This is a genomic window from Fibrobacter sp., from assembly GCA_017503015.1.
GTDB lineage: Bacteria > Fibrobacterota > Fibrobacteria > Fibrobacterales > Fibrobacteraceae > Fibrobacter.
The window spans coordinates 1-17,353 of the sequence record JAFVTX010000010.1; the positions used below are offsets into that span (position 1 = coordinate 1).

Here is a 17,353-nt window from a genome sequence, read left to right on the forward strand (position 1 = left end):
ATTCATTTTCAAAAATTTGGCTGCAACACATCGCGCAGTTTCGTCACTCAAAGTGGTAAAGACCTCCAGTATTCACCACTTTTCGTTCCTGCCTGCGCTCGGTTTCGCTCAAATTCTTTTTATCAAAGCAATTTTTAGAGGCGCCCTCTTCTTCTTATTTGGGCGCGGCAAATATACAAAAATATGTGGTTGATTGGCTGAGAAAGCCTGCATATATGAAAAAGACCGCATGGCACCGAGTGCTGCGGTCAGGGGAAAATGTCTAGTTTAGAGTAGGCTACTGCCTCTGGCTGGCCTTGTACTGGTCAAGAGCCGCTGCGGCTTTATCTAGGTCGGCATAACCTTTCATGGCGCGGGCGCGTTCCACATTGATTTTCTGGGCGGTCAGAGCGGCTTCGAAGGCCTTCTTGAAGGCTTCTGGGTCCATGGCGGCGATGGCGTAGACCTTGAACTTACCCGCTTCGGTGACTTCCATGTCCATCTTGATTATGCTGACGCCGTTCTGCATGTCGGAAACGACGTTCTTTTTGGCCTCTTCCTTGTGCTGGGTGAGTTCGTCGCCTACTTCTTCTTGGTAGTTGCGGATAAAGGCTTCTACCTTGGATTCCACGGCACGGGCCACATCGGTGCGGGCATTCAGGTCGGCTTCGTCGTAGGCCAGCTGTTCGGACTTGGATTCGCCGACGCCGAGACCGGCCGTGACGCCTTTATCCATCAGTTCCTGCTTTTCTTTCTGCATCTTCATCATCTTGCTTGCGGATTGTTCTTGGGGAGTGCCTGCGCAACCGACAATGAACAGGGCGAATGCCAGAAGGGCGATAATCTTTTTCATGGTGTTTCTCCTGATTTTGGTTTTCACATTCAATATAAGTTATTTTGGGGTGTTGTGTGCGAAAGTGGGCGAAAACAGGTCGAAAATGTTATATTTATCACTATGAAGAATTTATCCAAGTGTCTGTGTGTGGCGGCTATCACATTTGCCGCGGTCTCTTCTGTCGCCTTTGCCGACGACAACATCCGCTTTGTTCCGGAACCTTACCCCATTGGCCAGGCTGATCAGGGGGAGGTAAAGCATGTGGTGCTCAAGGGCGCCAATGTCTCCGGAAAAGAAATCAACCTGGAAAGCGTCATGGGCCAGGGAGTTGGCATGTCCAACTTCAAGTTCCCCAAGAAGATAGCCAAGGGTGCTGCGGTTGCCATCGAGTTCGACATGGATTTTGCGGGCATGGATGGCCAGATCAACCCCGTGGTGGTGATGGTCGGCACCGACGGTACACCCTATACGGCAACCCTGGACGGTTTCGTGAAGGCCCCCATCTTCTTTGGCGAAAAGCTTTTTGATACGGGATTCTACGCCAAGGGCGAAAAGCGGTCATGGACGTTCTACGTGTGGGAGACCGACAAGAAGGAACGGCCGGACCTGGCTCTGGACTCCGCCGCCCTGCGGGAATTTTCCATGACGTCCAAGCCCGTGATGCTGAACGTGGACAAGCTGGACCAGATCAAGGAAGGGGGCAAGGTCCCGGGCCTCAAGGTGACTCTTACCACAAAGGGACTTTTGCGTGAAGGTCTGGAGCTAAAGCAGAGGAGCATCCGCAAGATTGTGGGCTTCAAGAGCAAAAAGCACCCCAAGGCCACCCCTGAGGTGCTGATTGTGGGCTACTGGAAGGAGTAGTCCGGCCTAAAAAGCGCGAAAAATTCTGTTTTTTCGCAATTTCGCCTTGAAAAAAGGGGAGACTTTAACTAACTTTGGTGCACTCGTAAGAGTCTCGGGATGTAGCTCAGCCTGGTAGAGCGCTTGAATGGGGTTCAAGAGGTCGCTGATTCGAATTCAGTCATCCCGATAAAAAGGCCCGCTTTTGTAGCGGGTCTTTTCTATTTTGTTGAAAAGGCGTTTCTTTGGTACGGAGCGCCGCGGAATATTTAAGGAGCAAGTTTAAGGAGTAGGGTGGCAAAACGCATACCAAAGACCGAGGCCCCTCTGGAGGTTGGCCGCAAGCGGAAGTCCCAGGAACTGGAACTTTTTTGCGAGGTCTATATCCCGCTGGCTCCGTCGGTGTATACCTACGGCGTTCCCGAAGGCGCAAAAGTTGAACGGGGAAGCGTGGTCTGGGTGCAGTTTGCCACCCGCAAGAACCCCCTGCTGGCCCTGGTTTCCCGTGTAAGCCGGGAACGGCCCGCCTTTGACGTGCGGTGTGCCTACCCCCATGCTTCGGGCTATGTCTTTAACGAGCGGTATATGGACGCCCTGGAATGGGTGGCACGCTACTATATAAGTACTCCCATGAAGGCCCTGGACGTGTTCTGGCCCTCGGATTTCGGGAAGTATCTGGACGCTGTCGCTGCCGATGCTGGCACGGAAGTTGCGGCTTCGGGTACGAATGGTGTTGCCTTGGGTGCAGCTTCGGGCATGAATGGCGCCGATGTTGGCACGGAAGTTGCACCGGTTGGTACGGGTGAAACTTTGGCTGGTTTGGAAGGTGCCGCGCCCCTGACAGACGAGCAGCAGGTGGCGTTGAACGCTTTGGTGGCCCGCTTAGAAGGGAACGGTTTTCGCGGGGCGCTTTTGCACGGGGTCACCGGCAGCGGCAAGACCCGTGTCTATCAGGAACTGGCCCGCGTGGCTCTCAGCCGGGGACTCAAGGTCTTGATTCTCGTGCCCGAAATAGGCCTAACGCCCCAGACGGCGGGGCGGTTCGAGAGTTTTCTGGGCGTGCCCGTGCAGGTGCTGCATTCCGCCCTTTCGGCCCCCAAGAAGCGCTCCGCCTATGTGTCCGTGCTGAAGGGGGAGGCCCGTGTGGTTCTCGGGACCCGGAGCGCCATCCTTGCGCCTTTCAACTTTGATGTGGTGGTTCTGGACGAGGAGCACGACAGTTCCTTCAAGCAGCAGGACCCGGCTCCCCGCTACCACACGCGGGAACTGGCCTTCCATTTGGCCCACAAGTACGGGGCCCTGGTGGTGCTCGGGTCTGCCACGCCGGCCCTAGAAACTTTTTATAACGCGAACCAGGGTCACCTGGAGCTACTTTCCCTGAAAAAGCGGGCTACGGCGGCGCCCCTGCCCGATGTAAAGATTATTGACATGGGGGAGGTCCGGCAGCAGAAGGGAATCCTCATGTCGCCGGAGTTGCGGGAGGCCCTGACGGAATGCGTTTCGGCTGGGGAGCAGGCCATTGTGCTCATGAACCGCCGTGGATATTCCAAAATTCGGGTGTGCAGCAGCTGCGGCGAGACGCTCTACTGCAAGCATTGCCATGTGCCCTTGGTTTACCACCGGCAGTACCGCGGGCTCCTGTGCCATTACTGCAACAGCATCTATCCTGAAAACACCTGCTGTCATTCCTGCGGGGCGGAGACCTATGAATACGTGGGTGGCGCCATCGAAAAGCTAGAAGAAGAAATTGTGCAGTGGATTCCGGGGGCGAACGTGGTCCGTATGGACCGGGACACCACTCAAAACGTAGGTTCCGTGGAAAAGATTCTGGAGTCTTTCAGGAACCGGGAACACAACATTCTGCTGGGCACCCAGATGGTGGCCAAGGGCCACGACTTTCCGGGAGTGCGTCTTGTTGGGATCGTCGGGGCCGACAGCGGGCTTGGCATTCCCGATTTTCGCGGGACGGAACGGCTGTTCCAGCTGTTGAGCCAGACGGCCGGCCGTGCAGGCCGCGCCCAGGGCGGCGGCCGAGTCCTGATACAGACCATGAATCCTGCGGAACCCATAATGCAGTTCGCCCTGAACCACGACTATGCGGGTTTTGCCCGGAGTGAACTTTTAAACCGGAAGGCGGCGCTCTATCCGCCCTTCTGCAAGCTGGTGTCCGTCTCTGTCGGGAGTCGTGACGAATCGGCCCTGAACGGGGCTCTGTCAAAGCTTGAGGCCCTGTGCAAAAAGGAAAAGACCCTGACGGTGCTTGGGCCTGTGGAGGCCTTTGTGCCTGTGGTGCAGAACGTGCACTGGAGCAGGCTCTACCTGAAAACCCAGGACCTGAACGCTGTGCGGAGCGTGCTCGGGCCTGTGGTGAACAATCCCAAGGCTTTTGCCCCCGGGGTAGATGTGAAGGTGGAGATAGAGTAGGTCACCTCTAAAAATTCATTTTCAAAAATTTGGCTGCAACGCATCGTGCAGTTTCGTCACTCAAAGTGACAAATACCTCCAGTATTCGCCACTTTTCGTTCCTGCCTGCACTCGGTTTCGCTCAAATTTTCTCATCAAAGCAATTTCTTAGAGGTGCCCTGCAGTTATTCTTCTACAACCAGGTCCATGGCTCGTCGGAGCATTTCGGCGGCGTCTTTTGTTTTGGGGGCTTCCTGGCTCAAGACCTGCCGGAACTTGCGGGCGCCGGGGAGTCCGGTGAACAGTCCGTAGAGGTGGCGGGTGAGAATTGTGGCAGGAGTCCCTTTGGAAAATTCCTTTTCCACGTAGGGCAGGTAGGCTTCGAGAATCGCCTTGCGGGACGCGGGCTTCCCTTCTTTTGTCATTCCCGGCTTGGCCGGGAATCTCCCATCACAGAATATTCTCTCGTCGGCATCCCGCAGGAACCAGGGATTCTCGTAGGATTCGCGGCCCACCATCACGCCGTCCAGGTCTTTCAGCTGTTCTTCTACCTGGTCCAAGGTCTTGATGCCGCCGTTGATGGAAATGTTCAAGTGGGGCATTTCTGCCTTTAAATTGTGAACAAATTCATATTTCAACGGCGGAACTTCCCGGTTCTCCTTGGGACTGAGCCCCTTGAGCCAGGCCTTGCGGGCGTGAATAATGAAAACGCGGCAGCCTGCGTCAGCGATAGTCCCGACAAAGTCCCGGAAAAATTCCCAACTGTCGAATTCATCTACGCCGATGCGGCACTTGATAGAGACGGGGATGGAGACGGCATCCTGCATGGCCTTGAAACAGTCCGCCACCAGGTTCTTGTCCTTCATGAGGCAGGCACCGAAGTTCCCGTTCTGCACCCGGTCCGAAGGGCATCCGCAGTTCAGGTTCACTTCGCCAAAGCCTGCGCGTTCCACCATCTTGCTTGCCGCAGCAAGTTCTGCAGGGTCGCTTCCGCCCAGCTGGAGCACCGCGGGCATTTCGCAGTCTTCGTGGCCCAGGAACAGTTCCGGGTCCTTGCAGTGCAAAAGTCCTGTAGATACCACCATCTCGCTGTAGAGCAGGATGTTCTTGGAAATCAACCGCAAAAAATACCGCTCGTGACGGTCGGTGCAGTCCAGCATGGGGGCGATAGAAAGCCGTCGGTTGAAATCCAGGTCCATGGGGGAAAAGATAGTAATTAGGGGATAGGATCTAGGGGCTAGGATCTAGGGGTTAGGGGCTAGGATCTAGGGCCTAGTAAAGCGGGTCTCAAGATTTGTCATCCTTGCGCCTCGTGCCTTGAACCTCACTCCTCACAACCCACAACTCACAACTCATAACTCATAACTCATAACTCATAACCCATAACCCATAACTCACAGCTCATTTCGCCCGCCAAACACTAGCCATTTTTCTATAATGCTTACCATGAGCCTGATTAAAAACATTGTCGTAGCGGGCGGGACCCACGGAAACGAGAGGACAGGTGTCCGCCTGGTGGAAAAGTGGATGGAACACCCCGAATGCTACAGCTCCTGTTGCCCAAGCGCCAAGGTGGAACTGGTGCTTTCGAACCCGGAGGCGGTTCGGCTGAACAGGCGGTATCGCGACCACGATTTGAACAGGGCTTTTTCACAGGTGTGCCTGGACATGAGCGCTGAACCTGAGGAATACGAGTTCCGCCGTGCCCGGGAACTGAACCGCATCTACGGCCCCAAGGGAACAGGCACAAAGACGGACCTGTTGCTGGACGTGCACAATACGGGGGCGAACATGGGGCTGTGCCTGATTCTTTCGGCACGGGACCCCTTCACCATGAAAGCCTCCGCAGTGCTGACTCAGGAATTCAAGGACGCCTGGATTTACTACCAGCCCGAAGAACGGAGCATGTCGCCTTACTTTGGCACGGTGGCCAAGGCCGACGTGTGCATCGAGATTGGCCCCCAGCAGCACGGCACCCTGGATGCCCGCCTGTTCGAGGAATCGGAAAGTCTTGTGAGGCGTTACCTGGAACTTGCGGAGGATTGGAACCGTGGGGAACTGCAGAAGCGTGCTCCCATCCAGGTGGAAGTGTTTACGCAACTTCGGGACCTGGGTTATCCCAAGGCCTGGGCGGGAGCCCCCATCGAGGCCATGATCCATCCCGACTTGTTGGGTCGTGACTTTGGCGAGCTGAAAAAGGGCGACAAGTTGTTCCGCACCTTCGACGGCAAGGACATTCTGTACCAGGGCGAGGCTGACGGACGCGAGAGTGTGTGGCCCATCTTTATCAACGAACCCGCCTATTACGAGAAGGACATCGCCATGAGCCTTACGGTAAGGACCGTGGAGGAGTGGTGATTACAGACGAGAGATTTTATGGCTGAATTTGATATGAACAGCGTGCCCAGTGCAGAACTTTCCATGGTTCCGGGGGAAGAACGCTTAAAAAATTTCATGGAACTGGTCCAGGCCGAAAAGACCAAGCCCTGGGAGTCCCGCCTCCAGGACATTCTGGATTCCTTCGAGGATTTTTTGACCCTGCGTCCGGAACCGCCCCAGTCCTGGCTGGACAACTACGCCGCCAGCGGCAAGAAGTTCGACTACCACCAGGTGGTGCTGCCCCAGGATTTCCAGGACCCCTACGAAGACGACCTGGGGAACATCCGCAGGCTCCGTGGTGAATTCGAGCGCGTGCCCAGCACCATGGCCCTGGAACACGAACTGATTAGCCGCAATTACTTTATCTACGAGAACGGACACGCCGACCCCATCGCAGCCCCGCGCCCTATGCTCATGCTAGAAAGCAAGGACCGGGACGACGACCAGGAGGAGGAAGAAGGGGACATCACCTGGGACTGCTGTATCTCCATTTTCCCCGACGCAAGCTACACTTCTTACAACCTGGACCACGACGACGAAGAGGTCTTGGGGGAGGATTTCAAGGCCGTTTTCGAAAAACACATCGAAACTCTGTCCAAAATGCAGCTGGTGATTCCCGTAGAGGGCAGGGATTATGGTATATTGAGGAGTGATGCGTAGGTTTTTGACAAAGGTAATGCTCGGAATGTCCCTGCTTTTCGGCGGGGCCTTTGCAGCCTTTATTCAGAGCCCCATACCGCCCAGCACCCAGCAGAACTTTGTCCGGGATACCGACGGCGACGGCCGCATGGACCAGATGGAAATTCGTTTCCTGGGAAACTTGACCAAGGAATACGTGTCCTCCATGCTGGACAGCCTCACCTTCGAATGGATTGATTCTTCGGGAGCGGCCAAGCACTACACCGTGGCTGCAGGCAAGTTCCAGCTGAACCCGGCCAACAAGCGCAGCCTCATAGTTGACCTGAAAGGGATGCAGAATGGTTTCCGCCTGCTGACGGCCCTTTCTACCATGGAGTTTTCTGCCGCCATCTACGGTTCGGCGCTTTTGTACCTGCGGGACGGTTCCATGTATCCCGTGGCCCTGAAAGACGCCATGGCGCCTGCCATCATGTCGGCCTACCTGAGAAACATGCGGGGCAAGTCCAACGATTCCCTGACGGTGCTGTTTTCGGAAACGGTCCGAACGGTTCCCGGCTGCCCGGCCCTGCTGGAATACAAGAGCGCAAAAGACGGCAAGGTTCGCAAACTCAAGACAGACGAAATCCGCTGGAATTTCTGGATGAATTCCGCCGTGTTCGTTCTGGACAAGAAGGTCTCTGCCGATGCGCTGAATTTCCGGGATTCCTTGCGGCTGGTGAACGGTTGCGTCGAGGATACCAGCGGGAATGCGGTTTCGAAGGTCTCCCAGTTCTCGTCGTTGACAGGCTATTCTCCTTTCGAGGTGGTGGTGCCCTCCATGGCGGTAGATAGCGCCTCTAGGCATGGCGCAGGTGCCGAAGGCGCGGGCCTCCCGATTTTCCAGCTGAACTTCCAGCCTCTGCCTGTAGAATCCGCACGGGATACGGCCTGGGGCGTTTACATGGACGTGCTGGGCGAAGAATTCGAAAACGCCCTCCGTGAAATTTTGAAGATGGACGAAAAGACGCCTGTTAGTTTGTCAAAACTGAAGGTCCGCTTCGACATCCGCATCTACACGAACCTGGGCGCCTATGTGGTGGGAACCCGAGCAGACATTGCCGGAAACGACGAACGCCTGGGCGGCAAACCCACGCAGCTCTCCCTCCGCTGGAACTTTATGGACAGTCACGGCCGTCGGGTTTCTACGGGCGTCTATATCGCCAACGTGACAGCCCTGGTGGAATACGACGGAAAGGCCGTGTTTCGGAACGGCTCGGACGCCACGGCATCCTACGTGTTCGGGGTGGTCCGTCGCTAGGGCCTGCTTTTCCCATGGACTTGGAAGAGACGAAAATCTATAAAGGGTACCAATCCTTTATGGAACCGTATTTGCCTGAATTTGGTTCAGGATTGCGACTTGGGTCTAGACCGGAGTTGAGGTCTGAACCGCGTCAAGTTACTTTGTCTGAAATCCTGGACGGCTATGACGCCTTCTGTTTCGATGGCTACGGAACGCTATACAACCGCGGGGACTTTGTTTACCCCGGAGCCATGGAGTGGTACCATGCTTTGCGGGCGGCGGGCAAGCACTTGCGCCTGGTGACCAACGCGGCCTCCAACACCGACGAGTTCCTGGCGGCAGACGCAGGGGCCCGGGGCTTTGATTTTACGGCGGAAGAAACTATTTCCTCGGGCGGCTTGCTTGTGGACCTGTCTCGGGGTGAGCCCGTGGGTGTTTTTGATTTTGTGGGGTTTTCTGGGCAGAAACGCGGGCCGGCTGATGGTCCGAGAATCGGCGAGCCTCTGGAACGGACTGTCCGCGAAGTTTATTACATCGGTCGGGATACCGGCGTGAACGTGCTTGCCCAGGCGGGAATGGCTGCCGCCGAAAATCCGGAGGACCCTGTGGTGGCGGTGTCGTCTTACACGGCTACGGAGGAAATGTTCGAGCGGGCGGTAGAGATCTTGCGGCGCTCCGATGGCTTGCTGCTGGTGCTGAATCCCGACGCCTGGGCTCCGAAGATAGACGGCAGCCGGAGCGCCGTGTCCGGCACGCTGGCGGAACGCCTGCGGGTAGCCTCCGGCTGCAGGACCTGCTATTTGGGAAAGCCCTTCCCGGCCATCTGGGAAAAAGTCCGTCGTTCGCTCCCTTCGGGTGCGCGGGTGCTGATGATAGGCGATACCATCGGGACGGATGTTTATGGAGCAAAGATTGCAGGCTTTGATGCCGCCCTGGTGGTAGGGCGGAACGTACCTACGGAAACCTTGCGGGATGACGAAATCGCCCTTGGCGTGCGGCCGGATTACTACTTGGTGCCGGGCTGAGGATTGCTTGTAGAGTCTTGAGAGGTCGAATCCGATGCCGGAGTGGAGGGCTCTACGGCTGGTGTGACAGGTGCCGAGCTTTCCGCTTTCTTGTCTGCCACAATCACATAGAGGGTGTCGTGAACGACGTCGTGGACGACTACAGTATCCCGCACAAAGACGGTATCGGTCTTGCAGGTTGGAACTTCGCTCTGTGGTGCTGCTGCTGAACTGGACGGTTGTGGCGGGTTCTTCCGGATTTGTTCTTCCAGGGTGGCCCGTTCGGCTTTGAGTGCATCCAGTTCTTTCTTGATGTTGGCTTTGTTGTTCGGCCTGCGTTCCCGGGAGTATTTGCCTTCTAGGGTGTTGATCCTCTTGTCTAGCTCCCGGAGCTTGTCGTATTCGGGGCCTTCGCCCTCGACGGTGGGCATGGGGGAGAAAAAGTCCTTGAACTTTTGCCACAGGGATTTTTCTTCGGCATGGGAAAGGGTGGCAAGCCCGAGGGCGAGTAGTGTTGCGGGCAGGAAGGCCCGTGTAAAGCGGGAAATAACCATGCCCCAATGATAGAAAAAATATCTTTGGCGGGGCGAATCCCTTTACAGGGTGCGTTTTTTTATTAAATTTGGAAAACTCTCGCGGGAGTAGCTCAGTTGGTAGAGCGCGACCTTCCCAAGGTCGATGTCGAGGGTTCGAACCCCTTTTCCCGCTCGAAAAATATAATGGCCTGGCGAAGCTGGGCCATTATATTTTTTGAGAAGGTGGGGTCGAGCCCGAGAAGAGGGCTCGGCACAAAATTGCCGTGGGCACAACGTTGCCCATGAAATAGGCAATTTTTGAGCTTGATGCGAGTGTGAACAACAAAGCCCCTGTTATTAAACAGGGGCGGTTGTGAGAGCAAAGTCTATACCAAATATTTTCATGATGCTTTTAGACTTTGCGGTTTCATAAGCGAGCATCGAGCCCGATAGGGTTGGCAATCAGCCGCGAAGCGGTGTCTGATTGACAACAACCCCTTTTCCCGCTCGAAAAAGAAGAGGTCCCCTGGGGGCCTCTTCTTTTTTTTCCATCCCATTGTCACCCCGGCCTAAGGTTGGTGAGCCTGCCGAACTACGACCGGGCATATCCTTTAACAAATCTTACCCTCAATGTATGCATCCCTCGCTCGCAGATTCACTTCGTTCGACTGCTCTCTCGGGAAGCACACATCTCGGTCAAAAAACAAGCGTTGGCTTTGGCATACAAGTGCTTTTTCGGGTAAGAATATTTACTATAGGTTCGAGCAGTTACAACAGGCGGAAACTCTTGTGACTGTTAGTCCCTGCGAGTTTTCCCCGAGATGTCATCCCCGCATCCTTCCTTGTCATCCCCGCGATCCCTCTTGTCATCCCCGCGAAGGCGGGGATCTCCTTTCCCATCCCATTGTCACCCCGGGCCGTTTTTAACAAATCTTTCCCTCGATGTGTACATCCCGAGAGAGCAGAATCACTTCGTTCGACTGTTCTCTCGGGAAGCACTCATCTCGGTCAAAAAACTAGCGTTGGCTCTGGACTACAAGTGTTTTTTCGGGTAAGAATATTTACTACAGGTCCGACCTGTTATTGCAGGCGGAAACTCTTGTGACTGTTAGTCCCTGCGAGTTTCCCCCGAGATGTCATCCCCGACTTGGTCGGGGATCTCTCCTCTTTCCCTGCATTTCACACTTTCTTCATTTGATATTCCCGAGAATTTTATATAGATTGCATACAAACAACCTTCTCAAAAGGATTGGACATGAAAAAGCTTTTCCTTGACGTCACGTTTGCGACCTTGTGCGCCGCATTGCTCGCCGCCTGCGGTGGTGACAGCGGTTCGAGTGCTGACAGTTTAGATGAATCGTCAAGTTCCAGTGAAATGGATGGTGCTGAGTCCAGCGATTCCGAAGATCTAAATTCCAACGGCTCCGAAGGTAGCGAAGGCGAGTCGTCTGGCTCCGAAGGTGGTGAAAGTTCCGGCAGCTCCGAAGGCAATTCGTCTGGCAACTCCGAAGGCAATTCGTCTGGCAGCTCCGAAGAACCGGAATCCAGCTCGGAGGGAGCGTCCAGCAGTTCGGAAGAACCGGAGTCCAGCTCGGAGGAAGCGTCCAGCAGTTCGGAAGAACCGGAATCCAGTAGTTCCGAAGATGTCGAAAGTTCCGGCAGCGGTGAAGGCTCTTCTGCAAGCGTTCCCGGCGGCAGCAGCGACGCCAGCACCAACGACGTGGTCACCGGCACGCTTACCGACACCCGCGACGGACAGACCTACAGGACCGTGAAAATCGGTGACCAGGTGTGGATGGCGGAGAACCTGAACTACGCCTACACTGGCGTCCCATATCGCTTTTATGAGGAATACTTTGACGAAACTTACACCTCCGATTCCACCAGTTGGTGCTACGACAACGACCCAGCCAACTGCGCCAAGTACGGCCGCCTTTACACCTGGGCTGCGGCCATGGACAGCGTTGGCACGTGGAGCACGAACGGCAAGGGTTGCGGCTATTATGGCAAGATATGCTCACCGACATACCCTGTTCGGGGTGTCTGCCCCAAGGGCTGGCATCTGCCAAGCTATGATGAATGGGACGCCCTGTCCACGGCGGTGGGAGGCTCTTCTACGGCAGGCACCAAGCTCAAGTTCGTGACAGGCTGGAGTGATAGCGGCAACGGAACAGATACCTTCGGGTTCTCGGCGCTTCCTGCCGGCCTCAGGTATGGTATTGGAGATTACGACTACGAGGGCGACTACGCGAACTTCTGGAGTTCTACTGAGGGCGGCAGCCTCGACGCGTACACCATGGGTTTGTACTACGGCGACGACAATGTGAACCTGAACTACGGCCTCAAGAACTTCGGGTTTTCTGTTCGTTGTCTCAAGGACTAGCAAGTCGAGCGTCAAGGAAATGAGTGCGCTCATTTCCATGACCGAGACGCAGTGGTCCGCGCTACGCAGTAGCGCCAGGACTAGAGTATAGAGGCTAGGGGTTAGGATCTAGGATCTAGGGACGAGGGAATCAAGAAGCGTCGTGCTGATTTCCGAGACGCAGTGGTCCGCGCTACGAAGTAGCGCCAGGACTAGAAAATTTTCCCGACAAAGCAGTTCAGCGTAATGCCGCCGTGGCTGGTTTTTATCTGTTTTGTGTCGGGTGTAGCCAGGGCGGGGCAATTCTTTAGAAGGTTGTCGGTGCAGGCGCCCTTGGGCGCAAGAATGGCGACGACCAAAGGACACACAATTCCCTGCGCAAGTTCCGAAAGTTTCTTGCCTATGCGGGCGTAGAGTGCTGGGGCATTTGCGTCCAGGCGCTTTCCGTAGGGCGGGTTCAGCACGATGATTACTCTGGCGTTTCTGCTGCCGTTTGAGGTATCGTGCCCGATGTTTGAAATTTCTTCGGGCGTGTAGCTGAAAAAGTCCTTCTGCTGCGGTGCGATGGGAGTTGGCTCGATTTTTGCGAGGGGACTGCACTCCACGTTATGCCTGATGATTTTGACGGCCCGTTCTGAAATGTCGCTTGTGAGAATTTTGATTATTGATGAATCGTGATTTTGGACTGGATCCTTCGCGGCTTCGCCGCTCTGGATGACGCGGGTCAGGTAGTTCCACGTAGCTTCTTTGAAAGCGGGCTGGTGCTTGAGGGCAAAGTCACGACACTTTCCGGGAATGATCCCGTTTGCCATGTAGGCAGCCTCTAGGCTGAAGGTGCCGCTGCCTGCCATGGGGTCTATGAGAGTGGTGAGGTCGCCCGACGTGTCGGGCTTAGAGGTATGAGGTCGGGCTTCGCCCTTTGAGCAATGGATTGCCTCGAGGAGCATAGCGGCGGCGATGGTCTCCTTTAGGGGTGCGTCGTTGACAAAACGCTGGTGGCCCCGCTTGTAGAGTTCTTCTCCGGCAAGGTCTAGCGAGACTGTGCACCGGTCGTCGATGAGAGTGACGAATATGTTTTGCGATGAAGGCTTGTCTTGCGGTGGGGCGTTGCGGGGTGTCCCCGCAGAGGGGGTAGAGAGCGACGCAGTGCGAACGAGGGGGAGGCTTCCCCCTTTGAAGACATTGTAAAATCGTTCCGCTACGGCATCGCTGTGGTAGAGCCGTGAATGCTTGCAGGTGACGTGAATGTGCAACGAGTTACTAGTTACTAGTTCTGAGATACTAGGATTATTTCTTTCGTCTTTCGTCTGTAGCGAGCTTGCGAGCGTTCTCTCGTCTAAATAAAGCTCCCAGGGGATTTCGGCGGACTTCTTTTCGAGCTCGCGGAAGTTTTCGGCCTTGAAGGAGGCGATGTCCATGAGCACTCGGTTGGCGATGCGGCTGAGGGCTACGGCTTTCCAGGCCTCGGTCAGTTTGGCCTCGAAGGTGACCTTTCCGTCGGTTGTTTCGAAGGAGTCGTCTTTGGTGGAGACCCCGATTTGCCGCAGCTCTTGGACCAGGGTCGCCTCGAAGCCAAGGGGCACGACGGCGGTGAAACGGTGGAACTTTCCGTGGACTTGCCGCTTGATGCGCTTTTCGAGGTTTTCCTGCATTTTGGACTGTGCGGAATTTACTTGAACTTGACGGCGGTGCCGTAGACGATGATTTCGGCGGAGCCTGCCATGACGGAGGCGGTGGCGAAACAGACATTTATGATGGCGTCAGCCCCGATGCCTCGGGCCTGCTTTTCCATGCGCTCGATGGCAATGTTGCGGGCGTCGTTCAGCATCTCGGTGTAGCCTGCGATTTCGCCGCCTACGATGGTCTTGAGGCCTGCGAAGACGTCGCGGACCACGTTCTTGCTGAAGACAACGCTGCCGCGTACCAACTGGAGGGTCTCGAATTCCTTGCCGGTGATAAAGTCCGTGTTGTAAAGCTGCATGGAGGCCTCCTTTTTTCTTGCCTACGGCAACAATATATAAATCGGCGGCTTCAGGACGGCATATGGGCGGCAGAAAAGCTTGTTTTCGGAGTGGCGGGCCTATAAAAGTGCTTTTTGGTGCGCTTTTATATGCCTTTTGTTAATTTGTTTGTGGTTATTTTGGAGGGTTGGGTCACAAAAATACATATAAATCTTATCAAATAGAATGTTTTATATGTACTTTTGTTAATTTGTGTGTAACATTTTTGCGCTCTTGAAGGGGAGAGGGGCATATAAAAGGCCCCTTGGGGACGGTTTTATAGGTACGCACCCTCTAAAAGAACCTCTTAAAAAAGGAAATGGGCCTGAAAAGTGCCGTCACCAGCAGGGAAACGGCAAAAACGGCCGCCGCCACGACAGGGACCACGACGATGGGGTGAGGCGTGAGGAGCGACAGCTCGAGTCCGTAGAAAAGCTTGATGAAAAGCGGGTGAATCAGGTACACGCCCAGCATGCAGGCCGAAACGAAGGTGAGGCGACGGTTTGTGGTCAGCACGCCCCGGTACCGTTCACAGAAAAAGCAGAAAATGGCGGCGGCAATCAGGAAGGTGGTTGGCTGGAAATTGCCCAGAAAATATTCGTTGGGCTTGGAGCGGTCGATGGAAAAGTACGTGGAGGAGACGAAGGCGAAGGCCCAGGAGGCAATGGCCGAGAGGTACAGTATTTTTCGGGCCAGGGGTTTCAGGCCGTAGTGGGAAATGTAGAATCCGGTGAGGTAGAAGCCCGCGAAGGTGGTACATCCCTGGATGCGGATGTTCTTGTAGAGCGTAAAGTCGGCGAGGCGTTCCAGCAGGTGGTTCACCATGGGGAGCACCAGCCCGAAGCAGAAAAAGATGCCGATGACGTAGAGGATCATCCGGTGGCTTGCGTGTTCGGTAAAGACCCGCATGGGGGGTGTCAGAATATAGAGCCCCGCGATGGTGTAGAGAAACCACAGGTGGGTGGGCGGCTTGGTAAAAAGCAGAAATGGCGTGGCGAAGATGTCCTTGAAAGATCCGCCGGCGACGAAGGTGTTGACCGTTCCGTAGACGACGACCCAGAACACCAGCAAAAGCAAGATGCGGGTGAGGTTCTTGCCGAGGATTTTCTCCGGCGGGTGGGCGTATCGGGGCGAAAGCATGAACGCCCCGCTGATCATGATGAACACGCCCACGCCGAAGCGGGCGATGCTGTTGTAAAAGTTCAGGGTGATCCACTCGTCGGTACGCACGGGAATGTTGTACCAGGCGGAAGTGACAGTATGCTGGAACACCACGGAAAACGCCGCGATGATTCTAAGGACTTCGGCGTAGAGTTCCCTAGGCTTTACGGGAGTCGTTTCCATGCCATTTAGAGCGTCGCCTGGAACTGGTGGAACTTTTCCAGCAGCTCGGCGTAGGTCTTGGTGGCCTCCAGCTGCGGGAACTGGGCCACGATGGAGTCCGGCGCGCAGAAGAAGCAGCCCTTGTCGGCCTGCAGGAGCATGCCCGTGTCGTTGAAGGAATCTCCCGAGGCGAACACCTTGAAGTTCAGGTCCTGCAGGTGCTTTACCACCTTGGTTTTCTGGTCGGTAAGGCGCAGGTGGTAGCCCACGATGCGGTCGTTTTGTACTTCCAGGTTATGGCAGAAGATGGTGGGGAATCCCAGGTTCTTCATGATGGGGTAGGCGAATTCCTGGAAAGTGTCCGAAAGGATAATCACCTGGGTCTCGTCCCGGAGCTGGTCCATGAAGGCGCGGGCGCCGTCCAGCAGGCCCAGGTTCGCAATGACGTTCTGGATGTCCGAAAGCTTGATGCCTTCGCGGTCGAGAATCTTGATGCGGCCCTTCATGAGTTCGTCGTAGTTAGGGATGTCGCGGGTGGTCAGGCGCAGGTCAGCGACGCCCGTCTTTTCGGCGACGGCAATCCAGATTTCGGGGGCGAGGACTCCTTCCAGGTCCAGGGTAACGACACATTGCTTGGTGAACATAGGGCTTAGGGGTTAGGATTTAGGGTCTAGGGGTTAGGGGTTATGAGTTATGAGTATCGAGTCGATGCTACGCATCTCTGAGTCTTGAGTTTTATTATTCGCGCCCTTGGCGCCAATCTATACACTGAAAACTCATAACTGACAACTCATCACTTTTTCCTCTCGTTTATAATTTCTCTCAGGTCTGCAATCGTAATCTGGTACGGGGTGCGGCAAAAATCGCAGATGACTTCCAGGTCCTTGCCTTCGGCTTCCAGGTCCAGCAGGTCCTGAAGGGGGAGGGTGGCAAGCGTTGCCACCGTGCGTTCGTGGCTGCAGGGGCAGTAGGCCCTGGGGTCGATTTCTTTCACGATGTCGATTTCGTAGGGGCCCCGCAGCTGGTCCAAAAGTTCGTCCAGGTCAAAACCTTCGGGGGTGTTCATGTCGCAGAACTTGGGCAGGTTCTGCACGATAACCTCTATCAGGTTGATGTCCTTGTCTTCCAGGTCCGGGAACGCCTCGATGTAGAAACCGGCGGCGTAGTCCAGCTTGCTCGGGTCCTGGACGTTAAAGGCGGCCTCGATGCCCACGGCGGAGCGAATCTGCTCCGACTGCAAGAGGTAGGTGGCCAAGTTCTGGCCCATGGATACCGACGGAGCCTCGATGATGCTCTCGTGGACCCGTTTGCCCTGCTCGTTCAGCTTGACCACGCGGACGCTTTGCGGAATGAGGACGGGCTCGTTACCGCCAACAGCCTGGAGTTCCGGCTGCGGGATCATGGCACGCACCAGGCCCTGGGGCGTCGTGTCCGACTGCACCAGCGTGATTTCGCCGCCAAAACGGGTGGTCAGCGACACGGTTCCCGGAAACTTCAGCGAGGCGCTCAAAAAAATGCTTGCGATGGAGTTCTCGGCCAAAAGTTTCAGGGCGAAACCCTGTGCGTTGTGCATTTTGCCGATTTCGTTCATCGTCGCGGTCAAGTCGACGACAATCAGGCGGAAGGGCGTTCTCTTGCCCGTGGCGCGGATAATGCGGTCCTTGAAATTCATGGCACAAAGATAGAAATGTAGTTGTGCCCTATGGACTAGTTAATAGTTACTAGTTACTAGAAATGCATAAAACGGGAATGTTTTTGAAGGTCCTGGAAGGTGTTTTTGGTAAATAAGGGGGGG

General features: G+C 55.4%; 16 protein-coding genes and 2 tRNA genes. 10 read left to right on the top strand and 8 right to left on the bottom strand.

Annotation, left to right across the window (positions count from 1 at the left end; translation table 11 throughout):
- On the top strand, positions 1–193 hold a 193-nt coding region (locus IKB43_02240), incomplete at its 5' end, for a hypothetical protein (GenBank protein ID MBR2468964.1).
- An 84-nt stretch (positions 194–277) separates the two neighbouring features.
- Here the strand turns inward: IKB43_02240 and IKB43_02245 are convergent.
- On the bottom strand, positions 278–832 hold the full coding sequence (locus IKB43_02245; protein ID MBR2468965.1) for a hypothetical protein: 555 nt from the start codon (positions 830–832) through the stop codon (positions 278–280).
- Between the two features lie 102 nt (positions 833–934).
- On the opposite strand from IKB43_02245, the gene IKB43_02250 reads away from it, so the two are divergent.
- The 3 genes from IKB43_02250 (at position 935) to priA (ending at position 4,078) form a co-directional block, all read left to right on the top strand.
- Complete coding sequence (locus IKB43_02250) at positions 935–1,675, top strand: hypothetical protein (GenBank protein MBR2468966.1); 741 nt, start codon at positions 935–937, stop codon at positions 1,673–1,675.
- A gap of 95 nt (positions 1,676–1,770) precedes the next feature.
- Positions 1,771–1,844, top strand: a tRNA-Pro gene (locus IKB43_02255).
- A gap of 104 nt (positions 1,845–1,948) precedes the next feature.
- Entirely contained in the window at positions 1,949–4,078 is a 2,130-nt protein-coding gene (gene priA / locus IKB43_02260) for a primosomal protein N' (GenBank protein MBR2468967.1), read from the top strand.
- 164 nt (positions 4,079–4,242) lie between these two features.
- Here the strand turns inward: priA and dusA are convergent, their stop codons facing one another.
- Positions 4,243–5,256: a tRNA dihydrouridine(20/20a) synthase DusA gene (gene dusA, locus IKB43_02265; protein ID MBR2468968.1), complete on the bottom strand. Its 1,014-nt coding sequence runs from the start codon at positions 5,254–5,256 to the stop codon at positions 4,243–4,245.
- Positions 5,257–5,509: 253 nt separating this feature from the next.
- Between dusA and IKB43_02270 the strand changes: the two genes are divergently transcribed.
- From IKB43_02270 to IKB43_02285, 4 genes are read left to right on the top strand one after another with little or no spacing between them, the layout of a single operon-like run.
- Positions 5,510–6,415 (top strand): aspartoacylase, encoded by a 906-nt coding sequence (locus IKB43_02270; protein ID MBR2468969.1) that lies wholly within the window; start codon positions 5,510–5,512, stop codon positions 6,413–6,415.
- A 33-nt stretch (positions 6,416–6,448) separates the two neighbouring features.
- On the top strand, positions 6,449–7,096 hold the full coding sequence (locus IKB43_02275; GenBank protein MBR2468970.1) for a hypothetical protein: 648 nt from the start codon (positions 6,449–6,451) through the stop codon (positions 7,094–7,096).
- Positions 7,089–8,372, top strand: coding sequence for a hypothetical protein (locus IKB43_02280; protein MBR2468971.1), 1,284 nt, complete (start codon positions 7,089–7,091; stop codon positions 8,370–8,372). The genes IKB43_02275 and IKB43_02280 overlap by 8 nt, the downstream gene beginning before the upstream one ends.
- Positions 8,373–8,386: 14 nt before the next feature.
- A complete protein-coding gene (locus IKB43_02285) occupies positions 8,387–9,379 on the top strand; it encodes an HAD hydrolase-like protein (protein MBR2468972.1) in 993 nt (330 codons plus the stop codon).
- On the opposite strand, the gene IKB43_02290 is transcribed toward IKB43_02285, so the two are convergent.
- Positions 9,361–9,912 (bottom strand): hypothetical protein, encoded by a 552-nt coding sequence (locus tag IKB43_02290; protein MBR2468973.1) that lies wholly within the window; start codon positions 9,910–9,912, stop codon positions 9,361–9,363. The two genes, IKB43_02285 and IKB43_02290, sit on opposite strands and share 19 nt — an antisense overlap.
- Before the next feature lie 81 nt (positions 9,913–9,993).
- Here IKB43_02290 and IKB43_02295 point away from each other — a divergent pair.
- Both IKB43_02295 and IKB43_02300 read left to right on the top strand, forming a co-directional pair.
- Positions 9,994–10,066: transfer RNA gene (locus tag IKB43_02295), tRNA-Gly, on the top strand.
- Positions 10,067–11,248: 1,182 nt separating this feature from the next.
- Positions 11,249–12,256: a fibrobacter succinogenes major paralogous domain-containing protein gene (locus IKB43_02300; protein ID MBR2468974.1), complete on the top strand. Its 1,008-nt coding sequence runs from the start codon at positions 11,249–11,251 to the stop codon at positions 12,254–12,256.
- A gap of 191 nt (positions 12,257–12,447) precedes the next feature.
- On the opposite strand, the gene IKB43_02305 is transcribed toward IKB43_02300, so the two are convergent.
- The 5 genes from IKB43_02305 to IKB43_02325 form a co-directional block, all read right to left on the bottom strand.
- Positions 12,448–13,887: an RNA methyltransferase gene (locus IKB43_02305; protein ID MBR2468975.1), complete on the bottom strand. Its 1,440-nt coding sequence runs from the start codon at positions 13,885–13,887 to the stop codon at positions 12,448–12,450.
- 17 nt (positions 13,888–13,904) lie between these two features.
- Positions 13,905–14,216, bottom strand: a complete 312-nt coding sequence (locus tag IKB43_02310) for a YbjQ family protein (GenBank protein ID MBR2468976.1) — start codon at positions 14,214–14,216, stop codon at positions 13,905–13,907.
- Positions 14,217–14,529: 313 nt separating this feature from the next.
- Positions 14,530–15,579, bottom strand: a complete 1,050-nt coding sequence (locus IKB43_02315) for an acyltransferase family protein (protein MBR2468977.1) — start codon at positions 15,577–15,579, stop codon at positions 14,530–14,532.
- Between the two features lie 5 nt (positions 15,580–15,584).
- On the bottom strand, positions 15,585–16,202 hold the full coding sequence (gene thrH / locus IKB43_02320; GenBank protein ID MBR2468978.1) for a bifunctional phosphoserine phosphatase/homoserine phosphotransferase ThrH: 618 nt from the start codon (positions 16,200–16,202) through the stop codon (positions 15,585–15,587).
- A gap of 149 nt (positions 16,203–16,351) precedes the next feature.
- Entirely contained in the window at positions 16,352–17,230 is an 879-nt protein-coding gene (locus tag IKB43_02325) for an Hsp33 family molecular chaperone HslO (GenBank protein MBR2468979.1), read from the bottom strand.
- Between the last annotated feature and the right edge of the window lie 123 nt (positions 17,231–17,353).